The organism is Rhodoferax sp. RT4P68 (assembly GCF_056521305.1).
The window spans coordinates 150488-166117 of sequence record NZ_JBWMBB010000012.1 but is presented as its reverse complement, the minus strand read 5'-3'; the positions used below and the strand labels follow the sequence as shown (position 1 = coordinate 166117).

Sequence of the window (15630 nt, the reverse complement as noted above, 5' to 3'; positions counted from 1 at the left end):
TGCAGCAGGTGTTCACGCCCGACGCCACGCGCACACCATGATGTTGCGCCTGTACGGTTGGCTGATGTGGCTGGTGCAGCCACTGCTGCGGCGCAAGCTGGCGCGCCGCGCCGTCGCCGAGCCCGGCTACGGCCAGTGGGTGGACGAGCGCTTTGGCCGCTACACGCAGATGCCATCGGCCGGCTGGGTCTGGGTGCATGCCGTCTCGCTGGGCGAGACGCGCGCCGCCGCCGTGCTGATCGCCGCGCTGCGCGATCGCCGACCGGGCATGCGCCTGCTGCTGACGCATGGCACCGCCACCGGCCGCGCCGAGGGCGCACGGCTGCTGCGCGAGGGCGACCTGCAGGTCTGGCAGCCCTGGGACACGCCGGGCGCCGTGGGCCGCTTCCTGGCGCAGCATCGCCCGGCAGTGGGCGTGCTGATGGAAACTGAGATCTGGCCCTGGCTGATCGCCGCCTGCGCGCAGGCCGGCGTGCCGCTGGCGCTGGCCAATGCGCGGCTCTCTGACAAATCGCTGCGGGGCGCCCAGCGCGTGCCGCTGCTGCCGCCGGCCTATGCGGCGCTGGCGGCAGCCTACGCGCAGACCGAGGCCGACGCCGCGCGCCTGCGTGAGGCGGGTGCGCCGGTGGCTGGCGTCTTCGGCAACCTCAAGTTCGATGCCACGCCCGATGCGGCGCAGCTGGTGCGGGGCCAGCAGTGGCGCGCCCAGGCCGGGCGGCGCATCGCGCTGTTCGCCAGTTCGCGCGAAGGCGAGGAAGACGCCTTGCTGCAGTTGCTGCGCACGCAACCCGCGCTGGTCGATGGCCTGCAGTGGCTGATCGTGCCGCGCCATCCGCAGCGCTTCGATGCCGTCGCCGCGCTGGCGCAGACGCATGGCTTTGCCGTGTCGCGCCGCAGCACCTGGGCCGACGGCCCGCCCCCCCAGGGCGCCGTATGGCTGGGCGATTCACTCGGCGAAATGGCGCTGTACTACGGCCTGGCCGACCTCGCCTTGCTGGGCGGCAGCTTCGAGCCGCTGGGTGGCCAGAACCTGATCGAGGCCGCCGCCTGCGGCTGCCCGGTGGTGATGGGCCCGCACACCTTCAACTTCGCCGAAGCGTCTGCGCTGGCGGAGGAGGCAGGTGCAGCGCTGCGGGTGGGCGACCTGGCCGCCGCAGCCGCCACCGCACTGCGCCTGGCCGGCGACGACGCGGCCCGCACGCAGGCCGCCGAGGCCGGCCTGGCCTTTGCACAAGCGCACCGTGGTGCAGCGGGCCGCACGGCCGATGCGGTGCTGGCGTTGGTGCCACGCGTTTGAGCTCAGCGCTGCCGGACGCAGCAACCCGAGCTGCCACCGCAGGGCCGCGGACCGTGCGCTGACCACCTACTGCGCCTCGGCCTCTGGCCACAGCCTGGGAAAGTAAGAGCGCAGCGCATGGTCGGATTGGAGGCGACGCGGGCTGGGCAAGGCCGCCCGGCCTGGGGTGCCCGGCGCGGTGCGGGCGCATTGCACAACTCATGCTACTCACTGCGTTCGCTGCATTCGGACAAGTGTATCCGTCCGGTCAAGGCATCTTGACGCCGGAGGATTGGCCAGTCAGGCCGCCGGCTTCCAGCGATACGGCAGCAGGTCCGCTAGTGCCGAGGCTGGTTGCGTAGGCAGTCGTTCGAGCACGTCCTTGAGGTACGCGTAAGGCTCATGCCCGTTGAGCCGCGCGGTGTGCAGCAAGCTCATGATGGCCGCGGCCCGTTGACCAGCGCGCAAGCTGCCGGCGAACAGCCAGTTCTTCCTGCCCAGCGCGATGGGCCGGATCAGGTTCTCGATGCGGTTGTTGTCGGCTGCCAGCTCGGCGTTGTCGATGAAGCGCGTGAGCGCCGCCCAGCGCTTGAGGCTGTAGTCGATGGCCCGGGCCGTTGCTGTGCCATCGGGTACCTTCTGGCGGTTGGCCAGCAACCAGGCATGCAGCAAGTCGGCCACCGGCTTGGACTTGAGTTGCCGAATGCGAAGCCGCTCGTCGCGGTCCAAGTCCTTGATCTCGCGCTCGATGTCGTACAGGGCGCCGAACAGCTGGAGCGCTTGCTCGGCCAATGTGCTGCTGTGGTTGGCCCACAGCTCGTGGAACTTACGCCGGGCGTGCGCCAGGCAACCGGCCTCGGTCACGCCGGCGCTCATGAGTTGCTTGTAGCCGGCGTAGTCGTCACAGATCAGCGTGCCGCGCCAACATCCGCTGCCGTCCTCGGTGATGCCCAGGAAGCGCCGCGCGTTGTGCCCGGCCCGGCTCTCGGCGAAGTCAAAGACCACGGCGTTGATGTCGTCCCAGGCCGTGGTGCAGTAGCTCCACAGGTAGGCCCGGTGGGTCTTGCCATCGCGTTGGCTGGCCGGCTTGAGCATGGCCACCGGCGTCTCGTCGGCGTGCAGCACGCTGCGGCTCAGCAGATCGTCGCGCATCGCCTGCACCAGGGGCGCCAGCTCGACACCGATGGCGCCGATCCACTCGGCCTGCGTGGAGCGTGGCACGGCGAAGCCCGCGCGTCCGAGGATGCCTTCTTGGCGGTACAGCGGCTGGTGGTCGATGTACTTGGCCACCACCACATGCGCCATCAGCGCGGCCGTGGCGATTCCTTTGTCGATGACGCAGGCCGGCACGGCCGCCTGGACCAAGGTCTGGCACTGGGCGCAGGCCCACTTGCCACGCACATGGCGCTCCACGCTGAAGCGGCCCGGCTCGTAGTCGAGCTTCTCGGACACGTCTTCGCCGATGCGCTTCATCTGGCAGCCGCAGCCCGGCGTGGTGCAGGTGGTGCTTTGCGGTTCGTGCTGGACATCTCGGCGCGGCAGGTTGGCCGGCAGTGCCTGGCGCTTGGGCTTGTGCTTCTCGCCCGGCTTGTTGGCCGGCCGCTGGAGCTTGCCGATCTCCCGGTCCAGCGCCTCCAAATCCTCGTCGACGGCTTCCTCCAGCAGGCTCTTTTGCTCAGGGCCGAAGCGTTCCGACGTGGCGGCGAACTTCAGCCGCTTGAGCACGGCCATCTCGTGGGCCATCTTGGCGTTCAGGGCGCTGATGTGCTTGATCTGCGCTTGCTGCCTCTGAGCCAGCGCGCATACGTCGGCGAAGCTCATGCCCGCGAAGGCTGGATCGATGACGTGGTTGTTGCTGCTGTCCATCACGGCGGTGATGCTGCCAGCGCCACCTGCAGGGTGCCATCAGCACTGTCCGCAATGGACGGCTCACACCAGCGTGATCACACCGGCCTCGCCAATGCGCTGCCAAGGCAAACCCAGCACCAGCGCGTCCATCTGCGCCCGTGTCAGGGCCAGCGTGTTGCCGTCCTTGGGCCAGACGAAGCGGCCCACGTTCAGCTGTCTGGCCGCCAGCCACATGCCAATGCCGTCGTGCACCAACGCCTTCATGCGGTTGGCCCGCCGGTTGGCAAACAGGTAGGCGTGGTGGGGCCGCGCCTGGCCGAAGACCTGGACCACGCGGCCCAGCGCGGTCTGCGTGCCGGCACGCATGTCCATGGGCTCACAGGCGAGCCAGATCGCGTCCACCCGGATCACCGCAGCAGCTCGCGGGTCCACATGGCGAAGTCTGCCGCTGCGCTGGCAGGCCAAGTGACGTTCATCGTGACCGCGCCGCGGCGCAGCTCGACGCGGATGTCCGCTGGTGTCACTGCGGGAACTGCCGGCATGGCAAGCGGCAACGCGATGAACTCGCCTGTCGTGGCAGGTACCTGGAACTTGGCCTCACGGGCCAGTTGCCGCCATCGGTGCACGACGTTGGCATTGATGCCATTCGCCATCGCGACCTTGGCCACTGACGCACCGGCCTTGCCGCACTCGGCCACGACCTGGGCCTTCATTGCCGCGCTGTACCGCCGCCGTGTCTCTGTCTTCTCGCTTGTCATCGTGTCCACCTAAGTTACGTGGACGCGATCCTTGCCGCTGCACGCGGGCGATTCAAGATGACTTGGGCGGACGGATACGGACAAGTGCAATGAGTCAGTCATTGAGGCGTGCTGCGCCGCCGCCCGCAGTCCTGCGCTCCTCGGCGCGGCCACAGGTTGGCCACGGCGGGCACCCCAGGCCGGGCTACGTTGCTGGTGGCTGAAGCGCTGTCGGGGGAACCGGGGACAGGCTCGCGTGACGCGGGCTCGCCCTCCGGACGACAGCGGCCCACCCTCGGGACTACCAGCACGCACCGCGCATCGGGTTCAGCCGCACCGAGCCCGGCATGGGGTACCCCCAGGGCCGGCCCTGCAGACGCGCCGAGGAGCGCAGTGGCAGGGGCGGCGGCGCAGCACGCTTCGTGAACTGACTCATTGCACCTGTTCGAGGTGAACGAACGAAGTGAGTGGTGCGAGTTGTGCAATGCGCCCATGCCGCGAGCACCGCAGGGGACCCCGAGCCCCTGGGCGAGGGGCGCGGAGCCGGGCCGGCCCTGGGGGTGCCCCATGCCGGGCGGCCCCCGGGCCGCGTCCCACCAACCCACCGAGCACACCGGGCACACCGGGCACACCGGGCACACCGGGCACACCGGGCACACCGGGCACACCGGGCCACGCTCCGGCCCCAAGATCCCGAAGGGCCGGGCCCTCAGCGCGCCAGCAGCGCGTTGACCGACTGCAGATCTTCGGCGCGCAGGGTGCCGTTGGCCTGGCGCAGGCGCAGGCCGCCCATCAGCACGTTGTAGCGCGCCTGGGCCAGATCACGCTTGGTCTGGAACAGCTGGCTCTGCGAGTTCAGCACGTCGATGTTGATGCGCACGCCGACCTGGTAGCCCAGCTTGTTGGCGTCCAGCGCGATCTGGCTGGAGGCTTCGGCGGCTTCCAGCGCCTTGATCTGGCCCTGGCCCGATACCACGCCCAGATAGGCGGTGCGCGTGTTCTGCACGACGGTGCGGCGCGCAGCTTCCACGTCGGCTGCGGCCTTGTCTTCCAGCGCCAGCGTTTCGCGTATGCGGTTTTGCACTGAGAAGCCGGCGAACAGCGGCAGGTTCAGCTGCACGCCCACGCTGGCGAGGTTGCTGCGCGTGCTGAGCGGCGAGGTCGGGCTGCCTTGCGGGTTGCGGTTGATGGCGTAACTGGCGGTCAGGTCAACGGTGGGCTTGTGGCCGGCGCGGGCCTTCACCGTTTCCAGCCGGGCGATGTCCAGCGCGACCTGGGCCTGCTGCAGCACGGGGTGCTGCGTCTCGGCCAGCCGCGCCAGGCTGTCGATGTCGCCCGGCAGCGGCGGCGGCGCCATGGGCAGAGCCAGCGGGGCCGGTTGCGTGTCGGTACGGCTGACCACGGTGTCCAGGGCCAGCTTTTTCACGCGCAGATCGTTCTCGGCGGCAATCTCCTGGGCCAGCACCAGGTCGTAGCGCGCCTGCGCCTCGCGGGTGTCGGTGATGGTGGCGGTGCCGACCTCGAAATTGCGCCGGGCCGAGGCCAGCTGCTCGGCCACGGAGGTCTTCTGCGCCCGTACGAAGGCCAGCGTGTCCTGCGCGGCCAGCACGTCGAAATAGGCTTGCCCGACCCGCACCACCAAGTCCTGCTCAGCCACCAGCAACTGTGCCTGCGCTGCATCGACCGACCGCATGCCCTGCTCGTAGCCGGCCCAGTTGCCCGGCCGGTACAAGGGCTGCGAGGCGCCGATGGACGCGGTGACCGCGGTGTAGGTGCGGTCGATCGGCGGCGCCGTGTTGTCGAACACGTTGCGCGTCACGCCGGTGGACAGGTTGGCGCTGGGCAGGATCAATGCCCGCGACTGGTCAGCCTTGGCCAGGTTGGCGTCGTATTGCGCGCGCGCCGACTGATAGGTGGCATCGCTGGCACGGGCCGATTCGTACAACTCGACCAGCGTCTGCGCCTGAAGTGGTGCGGCACCCAGGGCCAGAACCGCAAGACAGATCGACGCGAGACGGTGGTGAGAGGTCATGGGTGTCCTTGCAATGCGCAGTGGAAGGCGGTCAGTACCGGGGAACTGCGGGGTCGCGTTGCTGTGACCAGGCGTCGATGCCGCCCGTGATGTTGGCCAGGTGCACAAAGCCGTTCTGCGCCAGGTATTGCGCCACCCGCATGCTGCGCGCGCCGTGGTGGCACAGGCAGGCGATGGGCTGGTCGCGGTCGAGCTCGTCCAGCCGCGCCGGGATCTCGCCCATGGGGATGGCCAGGAGGGTGAAGCCGTCGGGCTGCACGCTGGCCGTGGCCAGCTCGCCCGGTTCGCGCACGTCCAGCACGACGACACCAGGCCCCTGCCCGGCGGCGGCTGATGTGGGGTTCCAGTGGGCCAGGCCGGTGGGCGTGATGTGCTCGATCATGGTGGGCAATGGGCTCCGGTCGGGGCGTCAGAACTGGAAGGGCGAGGGCTCGGGGAAATTGCGCAGGCGCGGCGTGATGGCGTCCCAGGGCTGGGCGGTCTCGAAGCGGCCTTCGCCGACGCGGGTGACCACAGTGGCGCGCATCATCGGTTCCTGGCCGACGATGGCGAACAGCCGGCCACCGGGTTTGAGCTGCTGCAGCAGCGCCGGGGGCACGGCAGCCACGGAGCCACTCAGCACGATGGCGTCGAACGGGCCCTGGCCGGGTGCGCCGTTGGCGCCGTCGGCGTGGCGCACCTCGACATTCGTGACGCCGGCCTGGCGCAGGTTGGCGCGGGCGGTGTCGGCCAGCGCTGCGTCGATCTCCAGGGTCAGCACCTGGGCCGCCAGGTGCGACATCAGCGCTGCGGTGTAGCCCGAGCCGGTGCCGATCTCCAGCACCGTGTCGGTGATGCGAAGGTTCAAGTCCTGCACGGTGCGGGCCTCGACACGCGGCGCCAGCATGCACTGGCCGCTGCGCAGGGCTTCGTCGTGCGGGGCGCGCAGCGGGATTTCGGTGTCCATGAAGGCCAGCGACTGCAAGGCCGCAGGCGCGAACTGCTCGCGGCGCACCTGCCCGAGCAGCGCCAGCACGGTGGTGTCCAGCACATCCCAGGGGCGGATCTGCTGCTCGATCATGTTGAAGCGGCTGAGTTCGATTTCGGCGGGGGTCATGATGGGGAGGTAGGTGCAAGCGTGGAAGTCACGACACGGCGAGGATTTTAGGGGGGCTTGCTGCTGCTCACGGCCCCCGTGCGGGGGAAAAACGACGCTTGCACCAGGCGGCCAGGTCGTCCATGTAGCAATACACCACCGGCACCACGACCAGCGTCAGCAGCGAGGAGGTGATGACGCCGCCGATCACGGCCTGCCCCATGGGCGCGCGCTGCTCCGAGCCCTCGGTCAGCGCGAAGGCCAGCGGCACCATGCCGAACACCATGGCCAGCGTGGTCATCAGGATGGGGCGCAGCCGCACGCGGGCGGCCAGCAGCAGCGCCTCGCTGCGCCCGATGCCGGGCTCGATCACGGCGCCGTCGTCGGCCCGCACGCCCTCGCGCGCGCGGATCGCGAAATCGACCAGCAGAATCGCGTTCTTGGTCACCAGCCCCATCAGCATGACGATGCCGATGATGGAGAACATCGACAGCGTGGAGCCGAACAGCATCAGCGTCAGCACCACGCCGATCAGCGTCAGTGGCAGCGAGGTCATCAGTGCCAGCGGCTGCACAAAGCTCTTGAACTGGCTGGCCAGGATCATGTAGATGAACAGGATGGCCAGCACCAGGGCCGACACGGCGTAGCCGAAGCTTTCCTGCATGTTGCGCGTGGCGCCGCCGAACTGCGTGCGGTAGCCGGGCGGCAGGGCGATGCTGTCCAGCACCTGGCGCACGTCGGCCGACACTTCACCGGCCGAGCGGCCCGACACGTTGGCATTGATCGCCACCTCGCGCGCCAGCGCGCGGCGGTTGATCTGGTTGGGGCCCGTGGTCTCGCCGATGCTGGCCACCTGGTTCAGCCGCACGATCTCACCGTTGGGGCCTGTCGTCAAAGGCAGGCGTTCCAGATCCTGCGGCGTGTTGCGCGCGTCGGGCTCCAGCCGCACGATGACGTCATAGGTCTGGTCGTCCGGCGCGCGCCAGTTGCCCACGGTCTGGCCGGCGACCATGGTGCGCAGCTGCGTGGCGATGCCAGCCACCGACAGGCCCAGGTCGGACGCCGCCTCGCGCCGGATCTCCACGTTCAGCGTGGGCTTGTCCGCCTTCAGGCTGGTGTCCAGGTCGACCAGGCCGGGGATGGTGCGCAGCCGCGCTTCGACCTGGCGCGTGATGCGCTGCAACTCGGCCAGGTCCGGCCCCTGCAGTGAAAATTCGACCTGCTTGCCGCCGCCCACCGCATCGGCCTGGCCCACGTGCGTCACGGTGATGCCGGCCACGCGCTGCAGCCGCTCGCGCAGCACCGCCGAGAGCTGGCCGACGCTGCGGCTGCGGTCCTTGCGGTCGACCAGCCGTACGTAGATGGACGCGAACATCTTGCCCTGTGCGTTGCCGGTGTTCAGGGTGGCGACGGTGGTGCGCACCTCGGGCAGCTCGCGCACGAGGGCCTCGACCTGCCGGGCCTTGGCCTCGGTCACCTCCAGCGACGAGCCGACCGGCGTGTAGAAGCTGATCGAGGTCTCCGAGAAGTCGGCCTGCGGCACAAACTCGGTACCCAGGAGTGGCAGCAGCAGCACGCTGGTGACGAAGATCGCCAGCGCCAGGGCCAGTGTCTTGAGCTTGTGCACCAACGACCAACGCAGGATGCGCTGGTAGACATCCGACATGCGCTCGGTCGCCCGGTCGAACCATCCGGTCACGCGGCCGATGGTCTTGTCGTAGAGCGTGCGGGGCCGGTCCGAGCGCGCGCCGTGGATGCTCGGGTCCTCCCAGATGCTGGAGAGCATCGGGTCCAGCGTGAAGCTGACGAACATGGAGATCAGCACGGCCGCCACGATGGTGACGCCGAACTCGTGGAAGAACTTGCCGATGATGCCGCCCATGAAGCCGATCGGCAGGAACACGGCGACGATGGACAGCGTGGTCGCCAGCACCGCCAGCCCGATCTCCTGCGTGCCCTCCATGGCGGCGCGGTAGGCGCTCTTGCCCATCTGCACATGGCGCACGATGTTCTCGCGCACGACGATGGCATCGTCGATCAACAGCCCCACACACAGTGACAGCGCCATCAACGTGATCATGTTGATGGTGAAGCCGAACAGGTACATGAACAGAAAGGTGCCGATCAGGGCGATCGGCAGCGTCAGGCCGGTGATCACCGTGGAGCGCCACGAGTTCAGGAACAGGAAGACGATCAGCACGGTGAGCAGCGCGCCCTCCACCAGAGTTCGGCGCACGTTGGAGACCCCGACGCGGATCGCGCGCGAGGCGTCGATCACCGGCTCCAGCCGCACGCCGGGCGGCAGCTCGCCGGCCATGGCGGCGACCGTGCGCGCCAGGCCGTCCACCGTGGCGATGGTGTTCTCGTCCTGCGCCTTTTGCACCGTGAGCAGCAGCGTGCGCTGGCCGTTGTAGAGCGCCAGGCTGTCCAGCTCCTGCGCGCCGTCCTGCACGCGGGCCACCTGCTCCAGGCGGATCGGGCCGCCGCTTCTGCGCGCCACGATGATGCGGCCCATGTCTTCGGGCCGCTGCACGCGGCCGTCGATCTGCAGCACGCGGTCCGACTGCAGCGAGCGCACGGCTCCCAGGGGCAGGTTCTGGTTCTCGCCGCGCACCGCGTCCACCACCTGGGCGGTGGTCACGCCCAGCGACTCCATGGCCTGCGGGTTCAGGTAGAGGTTGATCTCGCGCCGCGTGCCGCCCACCAGGGTGACCGAGCCGACGCCGCGCACGTTCTCCAGCCGCTTCTTGAGAACCTGGTCGGCCCAGTTGGTCATCTCCACTGGCGTGGGCGCGGTGGCGCCGGGGCCGGCGTCCGGCAGCACGGCAACCGACCACACCGCCCGGCTGGCCGGGTCGAAGCGCAGCACGCGCGGCTCTTTCACTTCGTCGCGCAGCAGCGGGCGCATGGCGGCCACCTTCTCGCGCGTGTCCTCTGCGCCCTTGCGGCCATCAATGTGCAGCTGGAATTCGATGATCACCACCGACATGCCCTCGTAGCTGCGTGAGGTCAGCGAGTTGATGCCGGCGATCGAATTGACGCCTTCCTCGATCTTGCGGCTGACCTCGGCCTCGACGATCTCGGGCGAAGCGCCGGGGTACTCGGTGGTCACCACCACGACCGGGAAGTCGATGTTGGGAAACTGGTCGACCTGCAGCCGTTGGTAGGAGAAGGCCCCCAGCACCACGATGGCCAACATCACCATGGTGGCGAAGACCGGGTTGCGCAGACTGACGCGGGTGAACCACATGCGCGGTGTGCCTGGGTCCGTCAGGGTTTGGTGATGGGCAAGCGCACGGCGGCGCCCTCGGGCAAGGTGCCCACGCTGCCGCGCAGCACCACCGTGCCGGCCTCGATGCCGCTCACGGCCACCAGCGTCTCGCCACCGTCCTGCCCGCGCAGGCCGGGCTGCACGGTGCGGTGGACGACGCGCCCGTCCTGCACCAGCTGCAGATAGGGCGCAGGCTTGTCGGTGCGCACGGCCGCGAGCGGCACGCTCAGCGCGGCCTGCTGGCCGGTGTCCAGCAAGCCTTGCACGAACAGGCCCTGGCGCAGGCCGGGGGCCGGGTCCAGCAGCAGGTAGACCAGCACGCTGCGGCTGTCGGCCTGCACGCTGGGGTTGATGCGCTGCACGCGCGCCTTGAACGGCTGCGCCACACCTTCCATCTGCACGTTGGCGTGCTGACCCACCTGCACCTGCAGCGCATCGGCCGCAGCCAGCATGGCCTCCATCTCCATCTGGCGCAGGTCGACGATCTCGACGATGCGCGCGTCCACGGCCACGCGCTCGCCGCTCTGTGCCAGGCGCTGCGCGATCTGGCCGGCAATCGGCGCGCGCATCTGGGTATCGTCCAGCCCCTTGCGCGCCAGGTCCACCGCCGCCAGCGCTGCGCGGTGCGTGGCCTGGGCCGAGCGCAGGCTGGATTCGGACGTCTCCAGCGCCGTGCGCGAAATGAAGCCCTGGTCTACCAACGCCTGGTTGTTGCGGTACTGGCGCTGGGCGATGTCGATCTGCGTACGCGCCGCGTCGGCCTGCTCCTGCGCCTGGCGCAACCGGGCATTGACCTCGGCCGGGTCGATGCGCGCGATCAGCTGGCCGGCCTGCACGCTGTCGCCCTCGCGCACGCGCAGCTCCTGCAGCTCGCCTGCCACCCGGGCCTTGAGCAGGGCCGAGCGCGTCGCCTTGAGCGTGCCGGAGATCGGCAGGCCCTGCACCAGCGTGCGTTCGCGCACCTCGGCGACATCGGAGGACACGAGTTCCAGTGCGGGCGTCGCCTGCACCGTGGCGGCGGCGGTGCGCTGGGCCACGCGCTTTTGCTGCCAACGCCACCCGCCCGCCAGCAGCAGTGCCAGCACCACCAGGGCAACCCCCCAACCGATTGCGCGACGACCAGCCGTCATGCACCGCGGCGCTGCAGGCCGTTCAGAATGATGTCGGCCTGCGAGGCCAGGTAGCGCTCGGGATCGAACGGGAGCCCGGGTGGCAGGCAGGTATCCATGGAATGCTTCCAGGCAATGAGGTAGGCGAAGGTGCCCAGGATGCTGAACACGGCGTAGTCGGGGTCGACGGGTTCGAATTCGCCGCGGTCGATGCCGCGCTGCAGTATCCGCCGCACCAGGACGGCTGCCGGATCGATGACCTTGGCCTGGTAGTAGGCCGCGACCTCGGGGAAGTTGTGGGCCTCGGTCATGATCAATTTGCTGATGCCCGACGCTTTGGTCTTGCCCACGTGCGTCCACCAGGCGGCCAGGCAGTAGCGCAGCATCTCGGCGGTGCTGCCGGTGAAGCTGTCGTACTCGGCGTTCCAGGCCACGAAGCGTGTCGCCAGGTTCTCGTGCACCACGGCCTTGAACAGGTCTTGCTTGGTGGGGAAGTACAGGAACAGCGTGCCCTTGGACACGCCGGCAAGCGCGGCCACTTCTTCGGACCGGGTGGCGGCAAAGCCCTTTTCGACAAACAGATCCAACGCCGCGTCCAACAGCTCGCCCGGGCGCGCGTCCTTGCGTCGCGCGCGCTTGGGCTGCGATGAACGCGAGGAGAGGGTTGGCACGGAGGAAGGGAGTTGCTAATGACTGGCGGGTTATTAATGTAGCCAGCGGGGCTTTGGCGTGTCAAGGCGCGGGCGTCATCGCCCCATGCGCCAGGCCAGCCATTCGCGCATCACCAGGTAAGAGGCGTCCAGCCCATAGCTGCTGGGCAGCCACTCGAGCAGTGGCCGCTGGTGCGGCACGACGAAGCCCATGGGCGCGGGCAGCACCGAGAGGCCGGCCGCCTCGAACGCCCGCACCGCGCGCGGCATGTGCCAGGCGTGGGTGACAAGGGCCACCCGGCCGATGCCCTCGGGCTGCAACTGCCGGGCGATGTTGCGGCCGTTCTCGGCGGTGTCGCGCGAGCGGTCGTCCAGCCAGCGCGGCGTGGGCGCGCCGGCGCGCTCCAGCAGCGCGCGGATGGATGCGGCCTCGCTGGGGTGGTCGGCGTCGCCCGCACTGGCCCAGCCCAACCCACCGGCGAAGGCCAGCGGCAGGCCGCTCTGGCGCGACAACCAGGCGCCGTACTGCACGCGCGCGGCTGTCATGCTGCCCGGCAGCGGGCCATCGAACTCGGGCACATGGCGCTGCACGCCACCGCCCAGGACGACGATGGCCTGCACCTGCTGTTGCGCCAGCAGCTGTGCCGCCGTGGCGGGCGGCAGGTGCTGCACGGCGGGCAGCAGCGTGTGCGACAGCCAGATCGCCGTGCCGTTGCAGCACAGCAGCCACAGCGTGGCCAGGCCCGCCAGCCCCAGCGTGCGGCCTGCCGTGCGCCACCTGCGCGCGACCAGCCAGCCAAGCAGCGCCAGCAGCAGCGGGCCGGTCGGCGGCAGCACCAGGCCGGAGAGGATGGGACGCCACTCAGCGCTGTCCATGGCGGGCCTCGCAGGGGGTCATGTGGGGGAGGGGTTGGGTGGGCACTTGACCCGGGGCGCTGTCGCGCAGGCGGACGTTTACACTCACTTTTCCAGTGTACCGGCCCGGTTTTGCGGGCCGTCGGTGCGGTCACCCGCCCGGCCCATCCACCCCCGCTCGCCGTCTCTGCATCCCTTGAACCTGCGCCTGCGCACCCACCGTACACCCCGGCAGTCATGGCTGCTCGGCCTGCTGCTGTGCGCCTGCCTGCTGGCACAGACGCTGGGGCTGGTGCACCGCGTGCAGCATGGCGGCGCGGGCGCACCGGCGCAGCTGTCGGCGGCCAGCGCGGGGCCGCACGCCGACGGGCATCTGCACCTGTTTGCCGGCCATGTCGATCGGTCGGACTGCCAGCTGTTCGACCACCTGGGCGTGGCCGAACTGCTGGCCGGCGTGCCCATGCTGGCCGTGGCGACGCTGCGTGTGCCGACTGCCCGGGCCGGCGCACAGGCAGGCGTGGTGGTGCGCCGCACGCTGGCCTTCCAGGCCCGCGCACCGCCTTCTCTTCGCTGAACTCCCTCATCGCCGTTGGACCGCTCCGGGCTTGCCGCCCGGCGCGGCCGCGCCCTTGTCCGATTCATCGAAGGTCCTATGTCTCCACGCTTTTCCCGCAGCGCCATCGCCGCTGCCGTCCAACTCGCAAGCCTGTCGTTCGCATCCCTGAGCGCCGTTGCCCAGAGCGCCCCGCCGAGCCTGCAGGCGGTCACCGTCACAGGCAATCCTTTGGGCACGACTGGCATCGCCACGCCCACCTCCCGCCTGGAGGGCGATGCGCTGACGCTGCGCGCCAAGCCGACGCTGGGCGAGACGCTGGACGGCCTGCCCGGCGTCAGCAGCACCTACTTCGGCCCCAACGCCAGCCGGCCCGTCATCCGCGGGCTGGACGGTGACCGCATCCGCGTGCTGCACAACAGCGGCGCCAGCCTCGACGCCTCGGGCCTGAGCTTCGACCACGCGGTGCCGTCCGACCCGCTCGCCATCGAGCGCATCGAGGTGCTGCGCGGCCCCGGCGCGCTGCTCTATGGCGGCAGCGCTGTGGGCGGCGTGGTCAACGTGATCGACAACCGCATCCCGCGCCAGCCGCTGTTCGACGCGGCCGGCGGCGTGACCGGCAAGGCCGACCTGAACGCTGCCACGGGCAACAAGGAGCGCGGTGGCGGCTTGCTGATCGAAGGCGGCAATGACCGTTATGCGCTGCATGCCGATGTGTTCAAGCGCCGCACCGGCGATGCGGCCGTGCCCCTCGACCTGGCCTGCACGCGGCCCGGCGCACCGGCGCTGGCGCGGCGCATCTGCAACTCGGCCAGCGAGACCGAGGGCGGGGCGGTCGGCGGATCGCTGTTCTTCGACCACGGCAGCATCGGTGCGTCCGTCAGCCGCTACCAGAGCGACTACGGCACCGTGGCCGAGGACGAGGTCACCATCGGCATGCGCTCGACCCGCTATGCGCTGCAGGGCGAGTGGCGCAACCTGCCAGGCTGGATCACCGGGGTGAAGGCCCAGTTCAGCCACACCGATTACGCCCACACCGAGTTCGAGGGCCTGGACGCCGGCACCCGCTTCGCCAACCGCGGCAACGACCTGCGGGTCGAGGCGCGGCACGCCAGGCTCGGCCCGCTGGAGGGCGTCATCGGCCTGCAGGGCGAATCGAACCGCTTCTCGGCCGAGGGCGAGGAAGCCTTTGCGCCGGCCAGCCGCACGCAGCAACTGGCGCTGTTCGCCTATGAAGAATGGCCGATGGCCTGGGGCAAGCTCAGCTTCGGCGTGCGCACCGAGCGCGTCGAGATGCAATCGCAAGGCAGCAGCGACCCGGCGGTGACCCGCTTTGCCACCGGCACCCGGCGCTTTCACCCGCACAGCCTGGCACTGGGCGCGCAGATGCCGCTGGCCCCGGGCTGGCAATTCACCTCGCACCTGGCGCACACGCAGCGCGCACCCAAGGACTACGAGCTGTACGCCAACGGCCCGCACCTGGCGACCGTCGCCTGGGAGACCGGCGACGCCACGCTGCGCAAGGAAAAGTCGAACAGCCTGGATGTGGGCCTGGCCTGGGCGCGCGAGCACGATCGCTTTGCGGTGAACGGCTATGTCACACGCTTTGCCAACTACATCGGCCTCATGGACACCGGCAACACGCGCAGCCCGGCCGGCACGCTGAACCCCGACCCGGCCAGCGGCGAAGAGGCGCTGACCGAGCTGCGCTATGCCGGCGTGCGCGCGCGCTTCATCGGGGCCGAGGCCAGCGGCAATGTGCGCGTGCTCGGCCCGGCAGGTTGGGCGCGGGCGCCGGGCGGCGCGTCGCTCGACGTGCAGTGGCGGGCCGACGTGGTGCGCGCCACCAACCTGGACAGTGGCGAGCCGTTGCCGCGCATCGCCCCGGCGCGGCTGGGGGTCACGTGGATCTGGGGCCAGGGCGCGTTCGGCGCACGCCTGGGCTTCGACCACGCGCTGGCGCAGCGCCGCGTGCCGGCCACCGGCCAACGCACCACCGGCGCCTACACCCTGTGGAATGCCGCGCTGACGTACAAGCAGCAGGCCGGCGCCTCGCAGTTGCTGTGGTTCGCCCGCGTGGACAACCTCACGAACCAGCTGGCCTACAGCGCCAGTTCGGTGCTGACGACGACAGCGTTCCCGAAAGCGCCACTGCCGGGGCGCAGCCTGAAGGTCGGCCTACAGGTCGCGTTCTGAGCGACGGGGTGGGGTCGGCGCAGACAAT

Annotated in this window: 13 protein-coding genes; 3 read left to right on the top strand and 10 right to left on the bottom strand. The window is 69.8% G+C overall.

Annotation, left to right across the window (positions count from 1 at the left end):
- Positions 1-37 precede the first annotated feature (37 nt).
- Positions 38-1297 carry a 3-deoxy-D-manno-octulosonic acid transferase gene (locus tag AC099J_RS23630; RefSeq protein ID WP_479617744.1) on the top strand — a complete coding sequence of 420 codons (1260 nt, stop codon included), beginning with the start codon at positions 38-40 and terminating at the stop codon, positions 1295-1297.
- Between the two features lie 279 nt (positions 1298-1576).
- Here AC099J_RS23630 and tnpC read toward each other — a convergent pair whose 3' ends face one another.
- The 10 genes from tnpC to AC099J_RS23580 form a co-directional block, all read right to left on the bottom strand.
- Positions 1577-3142: an IS66 family transposase gene (gene tnpC / locus AC099J_RS23625; RefSeq protein ID WP_479617743.1), complete on the bottom strand. Its 1566-nt coding sequence runs from the start codon at positions 3140-3142 to the stop codon at positions 1577-1579.
- Positions 3143-3205: 63 nt separating this feature from the next.
- Positions 3206-3526: an IS66 family insertion sequence element accessory protein TnpB gene (gene tnpB, locus AC099J_RS23620; RefSeq protein WP_479617742.1), complete on the bottom strand. Its 321-nt coding sequence runs from the start codon at positions 3524-3526 to the stop codon at positions 3206-3208.
- A gap of 5 nt (positions 3527-3531) precedes the next feature.
- On the bottom strand, positions 3532-3882 hold the full coding sequence (tnpA, locus tag AC099J_RS23615; protein WP_479617741.1) for an IS66-like element accessory protein TnpA: 351 nt from the start codon (positions 3880-3882) through the stop codon (positions 3532-3534).
- Between the two features lie 688 nt (positions 3883-4570).
- A complete protein-coding gene (locus AC099J_RS23610) occupies positions 4571-5893 on the bottom strand; it encodes a TolC family outer membrane protein (RefSeq protein ID WP_479617740.1) in 1323 nt (440 codons plus the stop codon).
- 31 nt (positions 5894-5924) lie between these two features.
- Positions 5925-6275 carry a rhodanese-like domain-containing protein gene (locus AC099J_RS23605; RefSeq protein WP_479617739.1) on the bottom strand — a complete coding sequence of 117 codons (351 nt, stop codon included), beginning with the start codon at positions 6273-6275 and terminating at the stop codon, positions 5925-5927.
- 27 nt (positions 6276-6302) lie between these two features.
- Complete coding sequence (locus AC099J_RS23600) at positions 6303-6989, bottom strand: protein-L-isoaspartate O-methyltransferase family protein (RefSeq protein ID WP_479617738.1); 687 nt, start codon at positions 6987-6989, stop codon at positions 6303-6305.
- Between the two features lie 67 nt (positions 6990-7056).
- Positions 7057-10218, bottom strand: coding sequence for an efflux RND transporter permease subunit (locus AC099J_RS23595; protein ID WP_479617737.1), 3162 nt, complete (start codon positions 10216-10218; stop codon positions 7057-7059).
- 20 nt (positions 10219-10238) lie between these two features.
- Entirely contained in the window at positions 10239-11369 is a 1131-nt protein-coding gene (locus tag AC099J_RS23590) for an efflux RND transporter periplasmic adaptor subunit (protein WP_479617736.1), read from the bottom strand.
- Complete coding sequence (locus tag AC099J_RS23585; RefSeq protein ID WP_479617735.1) at positions 11366-12019, bottom strand: TetR/AcrR family transcriptional regulator; 654 nt, start codon at positions 12017-12019, stop codon at positions 11366-11368. Before AC099J_RS23585 ends, AC099J_RS23590 begins: the two co-directional genes overlap by 4 nt.
- 75 nt (positions 12020-12094) lie before the next feature.
- Positions 12095-12874: a YdcF family protein gene (locus AC099J_RS23580; protein WP_479617734.1), complete on the bottom strand. Its 780-nt coding sequence runs from the start codon at positions 12872-12874 to the stop codon at positions 12095-12097.
- 175 nt (positions 12875-13049) lie between these two features.
- Between AC099J_RS23580 and AC099J_RS23575 the strand changes: the two genes are divergently transcribed.
- Positions 13050-13427 (top strand): hypothetical protein, encoded by a 378-nt coding sequence (locus tag AC099J_RS23575; protein ID WP_479617733.1) that lies wholly within the window; start codon positions 13050-13052, stop codon positions 13425-13427.
- A 78-nt stretch (positions 13428-13505) separates the two neighbouring features.
- Positions 13506-15602 carry a TonB-dependent receptor gene (locus AC099J_RS23570; protein ID WP_479617732.1) on the top strand — a complete coding sequence of 699 codons (2097 nt, stop codon included), beginning with the start codon at positions 13506-13508 and terminating at the stop codon, positions 15600-15602.
- Positions 15603-15630: the final 28 nt, after the last annotated feature.

Excerpts from the sequence above, each read along its gene's own strand:
- tnpC (WP_479617743.1), bottom strand. The coding sequence starts at position 3,142 with ATGGACAGCAGCAACAACCACGTCATCGATCCAGCCTTCGCGGGCATG.
- AC099J_RS23605 (WP_479617739.1), bottom strand. The coding sequence starts at position 6,275 with ATGATCGAGCACATCACGCCCACCGGCCTGGCCCACTGGAACCCCACA.
- AC099J_RS23600 (WP_479617738.1), bottom strand. The coding sequence starts at position 6,989 with ATGACCCCCGCCGAAATCGAACTCAGCCGCTTCAACATGATCGAGCAG.
- AC099J_RS23630 (WP_479617744.1), top strand. The coding sequence starts at position 38 with ATGATGTTGCGCCTGTACGGTTGGCTGATGTGGCTGGTGCAGCCACTG.
- AC099J_RS23590 (WP_479617736.1), bottom strand. The coding sequence starts at position 11,369 with ATGACGGCTGGTCGTCGCGCAATCGGTTGGGGGGTTGCCCTGGTGGTG.
- AC099J_RS23570 (WP_479617732.1), top strand. The coding sequence starts at position 13,506 with ATGTCTCCACGCTTTTCCCGCAGCGCCATCGCCGCTGCCGTCCAACTC.
- AC099J_RS23610 (WP_479617740.1), bottom strand. The coding sequence starts at position 5,893 with ATGACCTCTCACCACCGTCTCGCGTCGATCTGTCTTGCGGTTCTGGCC.
- AC099J_RS23595 (WP_479617737.1), bottom strand. The coding sequence starts at position 10,218 with ATGTGGTTCACCCGCGTCAGTCTGCGCAACCCGGTCTTCGCCACCATG.
- tnpA (WP_479617741.1), bottom strand. The coding sequence starts at position 3,882 with ATGACAAGCGAGAAGACAGAGACACGGCGGCGGTACAGCGCGGCAATG.
- AC099J_RS23580 (WP_479617734.1), bottom strand. The coding sequence starts at position 12,874 with ATGGACAGCGCTGAGTGGCGTCCCATCCTCTCCGGCCTGGTGCTGCCG.